The 13627-nt window shown below is 63.8% G+C and carries 13 protein-coding genes; 12 read left to right on the top strand and 1 reads right to left on the bottom strand.

Going from position 1 to position 13627, the window contains the following annotated elements; genetic code table 11:
• Positions 1-94: 94 nt before the first annotated feature.
• Entirely contained in the window at positions 95-625 is a 531-nt protein-coding gene (locus Q0030_RS38895) for a GNAT family N-acetyltransferase (protein ID WP_298379938.1), read from the bottom strand.
• Positions 626-767: 142 nt separating this feature from the next.
• Here Q0030_RS38895 and Q0030_RS38900 point away from each other — a divergent pair, with 142 nt between their 5' ends.
• The 12 genes from Q0030_RS38900 to Q0030_RS38955 all read left to right on the top strand — a co-directional run.
• Positions 768-1367 carry a superoxide dismutase gene (locus Q0030_RS38900; RefSeq protein ID WP_298379941.1) on the top strand — a complete coding sequence of 200 codons (600 nt, stop codon included), beginning with the start codon at positions 768-770 and terminating at the stop codon, positions 1365-1367.
• A gap of 245 nt (positions 1368-1612) precedes the next feature.
• Positions 1613-1999, top strand: coding sequence for a fluoride efflux transporter CrcB (gene crcB / locus Q0030_RS38905; RefSeq protein WP_298379944.1), 387 nt, complete (start codon positions 1613-1615; stop codon positions 1997-1999).
• 482 nt (positions 2000-2481) lie between these two features.
• The gene (tolQ, locus tag Q0030_RS38910) at positions 2482-3195 is read left to right on the top strand and encodes a protein TolQ (protein ID WP_016846954.1); all 714 of its coding nucleotides are present in this window, start codon (positions 2482-2484) and stop codon (positions 3193-3195) included.
• A gap of 43 nt (positions 3196-3238) precedes the next feature.
• The gene (locus tag Q0030_RS38915) at positions 3239-3706 is read left to right on the top strand and encodes a biopolymer transporter ExbD (protein WP_092123450.1); all 468 of its coding nucleotides are present in this window, start codon (positions 3239-3241) and stop codon (positions 3704-3706) included.
• 30 nt (positions 3707-3736) lie between these two features.
• Positions 3737-4669: a cell envelope integrity protein TolA gene (locus Q0030_RS38920; protein WP_298379954.1), complete on the top strand. Its 933-nt coding sequence runs from the start codon at positions 3737-3739 to the stop codon at positions 4667-4669.
• A gap of 37 nt (positions 4670-4706) precedes the next feature.
• Entirely contained in the window at positions 4707-6065 is a 1359-nt protein-coding gene (gene tolB, locus Q0030_RS38925) for a Tol-Pal system beta propeller repeat protein TolB (RefSeq protein ID WP_298379957.1), read from the top strand.
• Between the two features lie 186 nt (positions 6066-6251).
• The gene (locus Q0030_RS38930; protein ID WP_298379960.1) at positions 6252-8573 is read left to right on the top strand and encodes an EAL domain-containing protein; all 2322 of its coding nucleotides are present in this window, start codon (positions 6252-6254) and stop codon (positions 8571-8573) included.
• 134 nt (positions 8574-8707) lie between these two features.
• Positions 8708-9442 carry a hypothetical protein gene (locus tag Q0030_RS38935; protein ID WP_298379963.1) on the top strand — a complete coding sequence of 245 codons (735 nt, stop codon included), beginning with the start codon at positions 8708-8710 and terminating at the stop codon, positions 9440-9442.
• Between the two features lie 311 nt (positions 9443-9753).
• Positions 9754-10248 (top strand): peptidoglycan-associated lipoprotein Pal, encoded by a 495-nt coding sequence (gene pal, locus Q0030_RS38940; RefSeq protein ID WP_173638919.1) that lies wholly within the window; start codon positions 9754-9756, stop codon positions 10246-10248.
• 248 nt (positions 10249-10496) lie between these two features.
• Complete coding sequence (gene ybgF / locus Q0030_RS38945; RefSeq protein ID WP_298379967.1) at positions 10497-11516, top strand: tol-pal system protein YbgF; 1020 nt, start codon at positions 10497-10499, stop codon at positions 11514-11516.
• A 51-nt stretch (positions 11517-11567) separates the two neighbouring features.
• The gene (gene tilS, locus Q0030_RS38950) at positions 11568-12602 is read left to right on the top strand and encodes a tRNA lysidine(34) synthetase TilS (protein ID WP_298379970.1); all 1035 of its coding nucleotides are present in this window, start codon (positions 11568-11570) and stop codon (positions 12600-12602) included.
• A gap of 259 nt (positions 12603-12861) precedes the next feature.
• Positions 12862-13627: ATP-dependent metallopeptidase FtsH/Yme1/Tma family protein (locus tag Q0030_RS38955; RefSeq protein ID WP_298379973.1), on the top strand; the 766-nt coding region annotated here is incomplete at its 3' end.

Raw genomic sequence — 13627 nt, forward strand, 5'->3', positions numbered from 1 at the left:
ATTCGACGCCAGTGAACCAGGCTCGCAATCAATAAATGATGATCGACATGTTACGTGTTCGAGCTGGTGCTCGCCACCCACGCTCGCGCAGGGGTCACCACGGCAGGCCGCATAGGTCGATCTTGCCCTGGCGCGGCGCGCGGACGATGTCGTTGACGAACGGTGCCATCGCCTCGAAACGGATCTGCCCGGAAGGCTGTTCGCAATAAACTTCGCCGGCGAAGGGATGCCAGACGCGCGCCTGATAGAATGCGAAATTGTGCGGCTCGCAGAATAAGATTGCAAATTTCACCGCGTCATTGGCACGAATGGTGTGCACGGCGGCATCTAACGCGAGCGACGCATAGCCGCGCCGCCGGCAATCCTCGCGAGTCGCAACCCCGCCGATGCCGCCGACATGCACCTTGTGGCCATTCCAGGTGATCGTCCGGAAATAGATACCGACATGGCAGGCGAGCCCGCCGTCGTCAGGCGCATCGAGAAACACGCGCAAATCCGCGTGAGCCCATTTGATATCCGCCCACTGCTTGTTCTTCATGACATCCGGGCTCCAAACCGTCCGGAGCAGCGGCTCGGCGCGCCGCCACGACGCATCTCCGTTGAGAATGTCGATTTCGATGCTCATCGTCTCAGGTCCCTGGGTCTTGGTCCTCGGCTGCGCCGATCTGTCATACACGATCCGAAAATGCGGTGTTTCTCCGCCGTGGAACCTTCTATAAGGGGGACCCGTTAAGTGTAGTCTCCCACCCTCTGTTGGACATTACCCCATGACCTTCACGCTACCCGATCTGCCCTACGCCCACGACGCCCTTGCGCCCTACATGTCCAAGGAAACGCTGGAGTTTCACCACGACAAGCATCACCAGGCCTACGTCACCAACGGCAACAACGCGATCAAGGGGACCGAATTCGAAGGCAAGTCCCTCGAGGAGATCGTGAAGGGCTCGTTCGGCAAGAACGCGGCCGTCTTCAACAATGCCGGTCAGCACTACAACCACACCCACTTCTGGAAGTGGATGAAGCCGAATGGCGGCGGCAGCAAGCTGCCCGGTCGGCTGGAGAAGAAGATCAACGAGGACCTCGGCGGCTTCGAGAAGTTCAAGACCGACTTCGCCGCAGCCGGCGTCGGCCAGTTCGGCTCCGGCTGGGCCTGGCTGCAGGTCAAGGGCGGCAAGCTCGAGATCGCCAAGACCCCGAACGGCGAGAACCCGCTGGTCCATGGCGCGGTGCCGATCCTCGGCGTCGACGTCTGGGAGCACTCCTACTACATCGACTACCGCAACCGCCGTCCGGACTATCTGAAGGCGTTCGTCGACAGCCTCGTCAACTGGGATTACGTCGACGAGCTGTTCGGCAAGGCCGGCTAAGCGCAGATCGCAATTCGGCTCGACCCTCTCACCCTCCCCTGGAGGGGGAGGGTCGACGCGAATGAAATGAGCGGCGGGGTGGGGTGACGGTCTATCCACGCGCGACACCGTCCGTGTTGAGAGATCACCCCACCCCGTTTCGCATTCCGCTTCGCTTCATGCGAACCGACCCTCCCCCTCCAGGGGAGGGTGAGCTTTTGAGCGGCGCGTATTGTGAGCTTCTCGACACACCAGCGGGGGCATTGGTGGGTAACGCGGCAAGCTATCTCCTGGTCTTCTTCGGCGGCGGTCTCGGCGCAACGCTGCGGCAGCTGATCAACGTCACCTGCGCGCGCTGCATCGGTACCGCGTTTCCCTACGGCACCTTCATCATCAACATCACGGGCTCGACCGTGATGGGCCTGATCGCCGGCTATCTCGCCTTCAAGGGCGATGCCTCGCAGCCCTGGCGGCTCTTTCTGATGACCGGCATCCTCGGCGGCTACACCACTTTCTCCGCCTTCTCGCTCGACACCGCGGTGCTCTATGAGCGCGGCGAACTCGGCCTTGCCGTGTTGTACGTCGCGGGCTCGGTGGCGTTGTCGATCGCAGGCCTGTTCGCCGGGCTTGCGATTGTCAGGCATTTGACCTGAGCTTGAATCGCGCCCTATCCCCATCGTCGTCCTGGCGAAAGCCAGGACCCATTACCCCAAGTCTCAATGTTGCGCGCGGCTGGGGCCACGATCCCGTTCATCACCGAGCGCGGTGGTTATGGGTCCTGGCTTTCGCCAGGACGACGCAAGGGGAGGGGCACCCGCACCCCCGCCATCCTGCGGAAACCATTCATCCCGGGAACCCGCCAACCGCCTCCGCCGGCGGCATTTCCCGCCTCCAAATTTCCCTTTGGTAACCTCGCCTTAACCATGATTAGCGTTTGGTTAGGGTCGGAATGCCGCGTGAAAAGCCCTCGTTTTGACATGTTGGCAGGGGAAGCAGGGCCCGGCTTTGGACGGGCCCCCCATGCGACAGATGCAAGAGGCTTTCGCGCAGTTTCGCCGCGCCTGATGCGGCCGTGGAATCGGTGCCGAATGGCGGCCCGCCTGATGGGGACACTTGCGTTGAGAGGATATTGCCGATGAATCCCGCCGACGTGGCTCAGTCAACTCTGCCACTGGCATCGAGCGATGTGTCGCTGATCGCGCTGTTCTGGCAGGCCCATTGGGTCGTCAAATGCGTGATGTTGGGACTTTTGTCCTGCTCGGTGTGGGTCTGGGCGATCGCGATCGACAAGATCCTGCTCTACGCCCGCACCAAGCGGGCGATGGACAAGTTCGAGCAGGCGTTCTGGTCCGGCCAGTCGATCGAGGAACTCTACCGGGCCCTCTCGGCCAAGCCGACCCAGTCGATGGCGGCCTGTTTCGTCGCCGCGATGCGGGAGTGGAAGCGCTCCTTCGAGAGCCAGTCGCGGTCGTTTGCCGGCCTGCAGGCCCGGATCGAGAAGGTCATGAACGTCTCGATCGCCCGGGAAGTGGAACGGCTGGAACGGCGGCTGCTGGTGCTGGCGACCGTGGGCTCGGCCGGCCCCTTTGTCGGCCTGTTCGGCACCGTCTGGGGTATCATGTCGAGCTTCCAGTCGATCGCGGCCTCCAAAAACACCTCCCTGGCGGTGGTGGCGCCCGGTATCGCGGAAGCGCTGTTTGCTACCGCCATCGGCCTGATTGCCGCAATTCCGGCGACTATTTTCTACAATAAGTTCACCTCGGAGGTGAACCGGCAGGCCGCGCGCCTGGAGGGGTTCGCCGACGAGTTCTCCGCCATCCTGTCGCGTCAGATCGACGAGCGGGGCTGAGATCAAAGATGGTCACGATGATCACTGTTGTGAGCGCACGATCATGGCGATGAGCATGGCAGGGTCCGGCGGAAGTGGCAGACGCCGCCGCGGGCGCAAGCCGGTCATGGCCGAGATCAACGTCACGCCGATGGTCGACGTGATGTTGGTGCTGCTGATCATCTTCATGGTCGCCGCGCCGCTGATGACGTCGAACATCGACATCGACCTGCCAGTCGCGAGCGGCGGCAAGTCGATCTCGTCGAACCAGCCGCCGCTGACGCTGTCGGTCAAGCGCACCGGCGGTGGCTGCAACTCGAATGTCGAGCTCTATCTGGGCGACGCGCCGATCACGGCCGCCGATTTTCCGGCCAAGATCAAGGCGATCGGGGACGCCCGGTCGGATGCCGAGAAAGTGGTCTATCTCCGTGGCGACAAGGACGTCTGTTACACGGATATGATGAAATTGCTCGGGGAGGTCCGGGCCGCGGGATTCAAGGCGAATATCGTCATCATCCCGGAAGGCGGATAACCACCATGCCAAGGCACGGGGAAGCCTGATTTGAAGGTCAAGGTCGACAAGACTCTGGCGGCATCGATCGCCCTGCACGTCCTCGTGATCGGGTGGGGCCTCGTGTCGTTTTCGACCAGGGCGTACGTGATGCCCGAAGAAGAGTCCGTCGCGGTCGACGTGATCTCCGCCGATCAGCTCTCCCATGTCATGACCGGCCAGAAGGACGGCAAGAAGGAAAATCCGAAGCCGCTGGTCGACAAGGTCGCCGAGGCCAAGCCGGTCGATGACACCGTCGGCAAGGTCGAGGAGAAGAAGCCGCCGGTTGTGACCGACACCGCCCCCGCACCGACGCCGAAGGTCGAGAAGCCGGAAGACAAGAAGCCGGACCCGCCGAAGAAGGTCGAGAACAAGCCAAAGGAAGAGCCGAAGCCGGTCGAAAAGAAGCCGGATCCGGTGAAGCCCGACCCGATCGCCGAAGCGATCAAGAAGGAAGAGAAGAAGCCGCCGCCGAAGCCGGTCCAGCAGGCCGCCAAGCCGCCGCCGGAGCAGAAGCCAAAGGATCGCGTGTTCGATCAGAGCAAGATCGCAGCGCTGCTCGACAAGCGCGACCCGACGCGGGCCGCGGCGACCGGCGATGCGCTCAACGCCAACGCTGCGCTCGGCACGGCGAAGGGCAAGGCCGCCGACAACTCCGCAACCTGGGGCGCGATGTTCCGGCAGCAGGTCGAACGCTGCTGGAAGAAGCCTTACGGTGGAATCGAGGCACAGATGGCGGAGGCCGTGTTCTCAATCCATTTGAAGCGCGATGGCACGCTGGAAGGCATGCCGGTCGTGGTGGGAACGGCGAAGACCCCCTATCTTCGGGTGTATCAAGAGAGCGGCTTGCGCGCGATCATCGAGTGCCAGCCCTATCGATTGCCTCCAGGTTTCTTTGAGGAGTGGCAGTTCTTTGAGCCGGCCTTCACCGAGAGGCAGAGCTGAGAATGCGGGCCACTGTTTACGAGCATGAGTTCGAGCGATGATTGACAAGACCCGATTGCCTGAAGCGCTGTTCCGTCCAAGCCGCCGGCAGATCCTGTCCGGTATGGCGTCCGCCGGCGTGATGCTGAGTGGTCTCACTGGCCCCGCATCCGCTCAGAAGCGGATCACGATCACCGAGGGCGAGTTCGCGCCGGTCCCGATCGCGATCCCGAACTTTTCCGCAGGTACTCCCGGCGACACTGAAGTCGGCGTCGGCGTTACGCAGGTCATCACCAACAACCTGAAGCGCAGCGGCTTGTTCGCGCCGATCGATCAGGCCGCCTATCTCGAGAAGCAGATCAACATCGACGCGGCGCCGAACTTCAACAACTGGAAGAGCATCAACGCACAGGCGCTGGTGACCGGCCGCATGACGCGCCAGGGCAACGGGCGCGTGAAGGCGGAGTTCCGGCTCTGGGACGTCAACACCGGCCAGCAGCTTGCCGGCCAGCAATACGACACCTCGGCCGAATACTGGCGGCGGATCGCGCACATCATCTCCGACCAGATCTACGAGCGCATGACCGGCGAGAAGGGCTATTTCGATACCCGCGTCGTGTTCGTCGACGAGAGCGGCTCGGCGGATCGCCGCGTCAAGCGCCTCGCGCTGATGGATCAGGACGGCGCCAATGTGCGCTATCTGACCCGCGGCTCGGACCTCGTGCTGACGCCGCGCTTCTCGCCGTCGACCCAGGAAATCACTTACATGGAGTTCGGGCAGGGCGACCCGCGCGTCTATCTGCTCAACATTGAGACCGGCCAGCGCGAGATCGTCGGCAACTTCCCGGGCATGTCGTTCTCGCCGCGCTTTTCGCCCGACGGCCAGCGCGTCATCATGAGCCTGCAGCAGGGCGGCAACTCCAATTTGTTCGTGATGGATCTGCGCTCGAAATCGATGACGCGGCTGACCGACACGCCGGCGATCGACACCTCGCCATCTTATGCGCCCGACGGCACGCGGCTCTGCTTCGAATCCGATCGCGGCGGCAAGCCGCAGATCTATGTGATGCCGGCAACCGGCGGCGCGGCCCAGCGCATCTCGTTCGGCGACGGCACCTATTCGACGCCGGTGTGGTCGCCGCGCGGCGACTACATCGCCTTCACCAAGCAGGGCGGCGGGCAATTCGCTATCGGCATCATGAAGCCGGACGGCTCCGGCGAGCGCATCCTGACCTCGGGCTTCCACAATGAAGGCCCGACCTTTGCGCCGAACGGGCGGGTCGTGATGTTCTTCCGCGATCCCGGCGGCAACAGCGGTCCGTCGCTGTTCACCATCGACGTCTCCGGGCGCAATGAACTGCGGGTGCCGACGCCGGGCTTTGCGTCCGATCCCGCCTGGTCGCCGTTGTTGTCGTAAGCCGCTGCAGGCCTGCTCCGGGGAACCCCCGAGCCGGTCGGCGGTTCTCATCTAGCGCACTGAATTTTATGGTGAATTTCCATCGCGCGGCGGCTGCGGCAACGACTCGCTAACGATGTTCCCTCAGAAAGACTTCACCTCGGGTGGGTACTACTACATCCGAAAGCAGTGAAGCGCGCCCCACAGATGCAGTTCACAAGTCAGACTGGAGAGCCGGAACAGCGGCTGGTGTCGCCGTCGGTTTCGGCGGCTCTGATCGATTCGCTGTTCGAGACGCCCGGTCCGCTGCTCGCCGGCCTCATCTTCGTGGCCATCGCGGCGGCCATGACCGCGCTCAAGACCGGACAGGACCTGGTCTGGGGGTGCGTCGCGCTCCTGATCGCTGCCGGTGCGCTCCGGGCCTTTGATCTCTGGCGATATCACGAACGCAAATTCAACCTGACGGCCGAGGAAGCCGCGCAGTGGAAGAAGCGGTATCAGGTCGGCGCCATGCTGCAAGCCGCGGCGATTGGCACTTGGGGCGCCACGACGCTGCTGTGCTCCGACGACGCCGTGGCTCACATGATCTGTCTGTCGGTCACGACCGGGATCGTGGCTGGCGGCGCGGGCAGGGCCTATGGACGGCAGTGGATATTCCAGCTCCAGGTCGTGCTCAGCTTCGGTCCGATGGTGATCGCGCTGGCGCTGCGCGGCACGCCCTACTACATCGCCATGTCGATCGTGAGCTTCGCATTTGTTCTGGCTCTGATTGAGACCGCAGCCAATCTGCACAGAATCTTCATGCGGGCCATCCTGGCACGCGAGCGCGAGGCGGCGCTCGCCGGCCAGTTCGATACAGCGTTGAATAACATGCCGCACGGCCTGTGCATGTTCAGCGCCCATGGCCAGCTCGCGGTTATGAACCATCGCTTTATTGAGATGATGCAGCTATCGGATGATTTCGTGCAGCGCGGCGCCCGCGCGGATGATATCTGCAACGCCTGCGTGCTGTCCGGCTCGATCTCGGCCGCAGCCGCGCAACAGATTCTCTACGAGATCGAGAATTCGCAGCATGGTGACATCGTTACCAGCGATCCCGATCCCGCCAAGAATCGCTCGCTCGACTGGACGTTCCAGCCGATGGCCGGCGGCGGCACGGTCGTGCTGGTCGAGGACATCACCGAGCGCAAGGACGCTGAGGCCAGGATCAGCCACCTCGCGCGCTACGACGAATTGACCGCGCTTCCCAACCGGGTCAATTTCCGCGACGAGATCGGCCGGCTGCTCACCATGCAGCATGGCGACCATCGCTCCGCATTGCTGTTCGTCGACCTCGACCAGTTCAAGCAGGTCAACGACACGCTCGGCCATCCCTGCGGCGACCAGCTGCTTTGCGCGGTCGCCGAGCGGCTGCGCGAGATGCTGCGTCCGGAGGATTTCGTGGCGCGGTTCGGCGGGGACGAGTTCGTCGTGTTCCAGCAGAACATCCATTCGCATGAGGACGCCGCCGCGCTGGCGCGGCGCATCGTCGACCGACTCAGCGAGCGCTACAAGATCGACAACCATCTGGTCGAGATCGGTGCCAGCGTCGGCATCGCGATGACCGCGCCGGGCGTCAGCGCGGACACGCTATTGAAGAACGCCGATATGGCGCTCTACCGCGCCAAGGCGGACGGCCGCGGCACCTTCTGCTTCTTCCGCGACGAGATGGCGCAAATCGTCGAGGCCCGTCGCATCCTCGAGCTCGATCTGCGCAAGGCGCTCGCCAACGAGGAGTTCGAGCTGTTCTACCAGCCGCTGATCAACCTGAAGTCTGGCAAGATCTCGACCTGCGAGGCGCTGCTGCGCTGGAATCATCCGGCGCGCGGTACGGTCTCTCCGGTCGATATCATTCCGGTCGCCGAGGACATGGGCCTGATCGTCGATCTCGGCCGCTGGATCCTGCGCAAGGCCTGCATGGAATGCATGAAGTGGCCCGAGACGGTCAGCGTCGCGGTCAACTTCTCGCCGCAGCAGTTCCATCAGCGCGACGTGCTGAGCGAGATCCGCTACGCGCTCGAGGTCTCCGGCCTGCCGGCGCACCGCCTCGAGATCGAGATCACCGAATCCTCGTTGCTGCACAACACGGAGCTGACCCACGACGTGCTCTCGCAGCTGCGTTCGCTCGGCGTGCGGATCTCGCTGGACGATTTCGGCACCGGCTACTCATCGCTCAGCTATTTGCACAATTTCCCGCTGCAGAAGGTCAAGATCGACCGCTCCTTCCTCGAAGGCATCGACAGCGACCGCCCGCTGACGCTGCTGCGCGGGGTGGCGCGGCTCTCCGCGGATCTCGGCATGTCGGTCGTGGTCGAGGGTATCGAGACCAACGAGCAGCTCGAATTGATCAGCGCCGACGGCGCGGTGACCGAAGCCCAGGGCTACCTGTTCAGCCGGCCGGTCCCCGCTGTACGCATCCGCCAGCTGCTGAATGCCTCCCATGGTCGCCGCAGGCCGGACGACCACATCGCGGCGGTTGCTTCAGGATAGTTGACGATTCCACAGGCACAACCATGGGTTACGCTGCGGCTGAAGGTTAACCCTAACCTTTCGAATGCTTTGCTATTCGGTTAAGGAGCCGTTAATCTTGTTACCCGTGGAAGTTGCCGGTGTGAGGGTAGCAGATGATACCGAAAGCTGAGCCGCGCACTCCATCCATAGTGCGCGGAGCCGGGCTGTTTGATCGTATCGATTACCGCCTGATCGAAACTCCCGAAGAAAAAGACGAGCTCTATTTGATGCGCTACCGGGCCTATCTGCACGGCGGGTTGATCCTGCCGTCGGCATCCGGGCGCGTCAGCGATCGCTATGACGATGCGCCCAATGCCTGGATTTTCGGAATCTATGTCGACGGAGAACTCTGCAGTTCGCTCCGCCTTCATGTCCTTACCTCTGACGCGCGGATGTCTTACGCGACCGAGCTGTTCGGCGATGTTTTGCACAGTCGTCTCGACAAGGGTGAGGTCTTCATCGATCCGGCCCGTTTTGTCGCCGATCCCGACAAGGCCCGCCGGTTCCCGGAGTTGCCATATCTGTCACTGCGGCTAGCCTATCTGGCGTGCGAATATTTCAACGCCGATACCGGGCTCGCAGTGGTTCGGGCGGAGCACCAGGCATTTTACCGCCGGGTTTTTCTGCACGAGACCATCGCTGAGCCGCGCTCGTTTCCGAACGTGCTGAAGAAGGTGGCCTTGATGGCGTCGGGTTTCCGGACCCTGAGGGAACGGGTCCTGACCCGTTTTCCGATCATGCGCTCGTCGGTATTCGAGCGCCGCATGCTGTTCGAGCGGGACCAACATGTGTCCCGACAGGCGACGATCGCCAGGTTCGAGCGTCCCTCGATCGTTGCTAATTCTTGACCGGGAATCAGTCCGCCGCCTCTGTTCGCACTGCAGCCGCTTCCGTTGGCACAAACCACGACGATCTGTTGCCGACCGGCCACGGACCGGCTCAAGATTGACCTGCAAAAGCGGCCGGTTCCCGCGAACTTGCCTTCCTTTCACCGTCGCGCCACATTTGCCACCCATTAACCATCGGGGGCGCTTTTCGCCATTGCCTGGCATTTGATCGGCTCTAGCAAGGTCTCGTCAAGGTTGACGGAACGTTCGCTTAACCATCGCCCTGTAGACCCAATGGACAGTACGAAGAGCGTGAGCGTGGAGGCTCCGGAATGAAACATCAGATGCGTATCCTCCAGGGTATGAAGCTGGCTGCGGTTCTGGCGGTGGCGTTGTCGATGGGTGCCTGCGCCAACAAGAACGGCTTGGGCGCCGATGGCGCGATGGCGAGCGCCGCGACCCCGGGCAGCCAGCAGGATTTCGTGGTCAATGTCGGCGACCGTGTGTTCTTTGAGAGCGATCAGACCGATCTCAGCCCGCAGGCGACAGCGACCCTCGACAAGCAGGCGCAGTGGCTGCAGACCTACAACCGTTATTCCTTCACCATCGAAGGTCATGCCGACGAGCGCGGCACGCGCGAATACAACATCGCGCTCGGTGCGCGCCGTGCCCAGTCGGTTCGCGCCTATCTCGCTTCGCGCGGCATCGACCCGAGCCGCATGCGCACCATCTCCTACGGCAAGGAGCGCCCGGTCGCGGTCTGTAACGACATCTCTTGCTGGTCGCAGAACCGCCGCGCCGTCACCGTGCTGAACGCCAGCTCCTGACGTGACCCTGGATGGGTTTTCCAAGCCGGCGCCTTCGGGCGCCGGTTTTGTTTTGGCCGCATGAAAGCCCGCCCCGGCTTCATCAAGATGAACGAAGCTGCGTGCAATTGGCCGCTTGCTTGTTCCACCGTCCGTACTAAACCGGTATCCGCGACGCTGTCCCGGATTTGAACTGCAAGTCACAATTCTGGCGTACTCCGTCTCTCAAAGTCGCGCGCTTTTCACGTCGATCTCGTCGTCAGGGCAAAATGTCATCCAGGCTACATTTTCTTTCTTCCGCCGCGGCGATCGCGGCGCTGTTCGTCGTTTCCGCACCAGCGTTTGCTCAATCCGACGATTCCGATGCCGAAATGCGGATCGAGCGGCTGGAGAACCAGCTGCGGCAGCTGACCGGGCAGAACGAGGAGCTGCAGTACCGCAACCGCCAGCTCGAGGAGCGCCTGCGCCAGCTCGGCGGCCAGCCGCCCGGCCCGAATGGACAGCCTCCGGCGGCCCAGCCCGGTGTCGCGGCGGTGCCGCCGGCGCAGCAGGGGTACCCGCAGGCGCAGCCCGGCTACGCCCAGCCGCAGCAGGGATATGGCCGGCAGCCGCAGGGCGGCTACGACCAGCAGCAGATCGCCGCGCCCGCGCCGATCGTACAGGAGCCGGCACCGGCGGCAGCTCCCGGCCGCCGCGGCCGCGGCGATGCCTTCGATCCGACCCAGAATCCGAATGCCCCCGGCGCGCCGCGCGTGCTCGGTGGCGGCGGCCAGATGCCGATGCAGAACGATGCGGCGGTCGGCGCGCCCGGCGGCCGCGGGGCGGGCGAGCCGCTTGAGCTCGGCAACACCAGTCCGCAGCGGGCGCCCGGCGCGAGCGCGGCCCTGACCACATTACCGCCGTCGGCGACGGCGAAGGACGAGTTCGACCTCGGCATCGGCTACATGCAGCGCAAGGACTATGCGCTCGCCGAAGAGACGATGAAGAACTTCGCCACCAAGTATCCGAGCGATCCTTTGGTGGCGGATTCGCAATACTGGCTCGGCGAAAGCTATTTCCAGCGCCAGCAGTATCGCGATGCCGCGGAAACCTTCCTCGGTGTGACCACCAAGTTCGACAAGTCCGCGAAGGCGCCCGACGCGCTGCTGCGGCTCGGGCAGTCGCTGGCGGCGCTGAAGGAAAAGGAAGCCGCTTGCGCCGCCTTCGGCGAGATCACGCGGAAGTACCCGCGCGCGTCCGGCGGGGTCAAAGCTGCGGTTGACCGCGAGCAGAAGCGCGTGAAGTGCTAAACCAGCAAGGGAAGGCCGCTTCCGGCCTTTCCGCGACCCGCTGGTTCTGTGATGCCCGACGACCAATCCGCCATCCCGGCAAGCGACGCCAAGCGCCTGTTCGCAGGCTTGGCGCGCGCGCCGGCGATCGTGCTGGCGGTGTCGGGCGGTCCCGATTCAGTGGCGCTGATGTGGCTGGCCGCGCGCTGGCGCCGCGCGCTCGCGCAGGGACCGCGGCTGGTGGCGGTCACCGTCGATCACGGCCTGCGTCCTGAAGCGGCCCGCGAGGCACGCGACGTCAAGCGGCTGGCGCGAAGCCTCGACCTGCCGCATCACACGTTGCGCTGGAGCGGGCCCAAGCCCAGCACCGGCGTGCCGGCAGCCGCGCGTGAGGCGCGCTATGGCCTGCTCGCGCAAGCCGCGCGCAAGCACGGCGCGACGCATATCCTGACCGCGCACACCCGTGACGATCAGGCCGAGACGCTGTTGATGCGGATGCTGCGCGGCAGCGGCGTCGCGGGTCTCTCGGCGATGGCGCGCGAGACCGAGCGTGACGGCGTCATGCTGACGCGACCGTTGCTCGATATCTCGAAGGCGCAGTTGATCGCGACGCTGAAGAAGGCGCGCATCAGCTTTGCCGACGATCCGACCAACCGCGATCCGTCCTTCACGCGACCGCGGCTGCGCGCGCTGATGCCGCTGCTGGCGGAGGAGGGCGGCGACGCGCGGAACCTGGCACGGCTCGCCGCGCGGATCGCGCGCGCCAACGCTGCGCTGGAGGTGCTGGTCGACGGCGCCGAGCGCTATCTTGCGTTGAAAAGCGAAGATAACCTCGATGCGGGCTTCGACGCGGCGCTGTTCGCGGTGATGCCGGACGAGATCCGCCTCCGTCTGCTCAAGCGCGCCATCGATCGCACCGGACATGAGGGGCCGGCCGAACTCGGCAAGGTCGAAACCCTGCTCGCCGCGGTCGATGAGGCCGTCAATCAGGCCTTGGGGCACCGCGAATCCAAGCTGAAACAGACGCTTGCCGGAGCGGTCATCAGCGTCGCCTCCGGCCGCATCAGGATCGGTCCGGCGCCGCCTCGCCGGGCTCGTTCCCGATGAGCCCGGTTCGATTGTTTCAACCGCTGTCATAATCCGGCAAGGAGGCTTAACCACCCCGGAAAAACACCGGATTCTGCGTCATTTTTTGACCGGGAATCGGGCTAGGATGCGGTAAATAGTCGTGCGTGGTTCCCTTGGCATCGACCCCAGCGGCACCTAGATTGTAGGGCATCGACGGGATGGATTCCCTGGGGATTCCCACAGAGCCTGCCCAAGGATTAGAGAGAGGCCGCGATCCGCGCGACCACGAAGGAAGACCATGAACGCCAATCTGCGGAATTTCGCCCTCTGGGTCATCATTGTCCTGCTGTTGCTGGCGTTGTTCACGCTTTTCCAGAATCCTGGCCAGCGCTCGTCGTCCTCAGACATCTCGTTCTCGCAGCTCCTCACCGAAGTCGATCAGGGCCATGTCCGCGACGTCGTGATTCAGGGGCCCGAGATTCACGGCACCTTCAACAACGGCACCAGCTTCCAGACCTACGCGCCGAGCGATCCGACGCTCGTGAAGCGCCTCTATGACGCTAAGGTGCAGATCACTGCGAAGGCGCCCGGCGACAACGTGCCGTGGTTCGTCTCGCTGCTCGTCTCCTGGTTGCCGTTCATTGCGCTGATCGGCGTCTGGATCTTCCTGTCGCGGCAGATGCAGGGCGGCGCCGGCAAGGCGATGGGCTTTGGCAAGTCGCGCGCCAAGATGCTGACCGAGGCGCACGGCCGCGTCACCTTCGAGGACGTCGCGGGTGTCGACGAGGCCAAGCAGGATCTGCAGGAGATCGTCGAATTCCTCCGCGACCCCGGCAAGTTCCAGCGGCTCGGCGGACGCATTCCGCGCGGCGTGCTGCTGGTCGGCCCTCCCGGCACCGGCAAGACGCTGATCGCGCGCGCGGTGGCGGGCGAAGCCAACGTGCCGTTCTTCACGATCTCCGGTTCTGACTTCGTCGAAATGTTCGTCGGCGTCGGCGCGAGCCGCGTCCGCGACATGTTCGAGCAGGCCAAGAAGAACGCGCCCTGCATCATCTTCATCGACG

It is taken from the genome of uncultured Bradyrhizobium sp. (assembly GCF_947648125.1).
Lineage (GTDB): Bacteria > Pseudomonadota > Alphaproteobacteria > Rhizobiales > Xanthobacteraceae > Bradyrhizobium.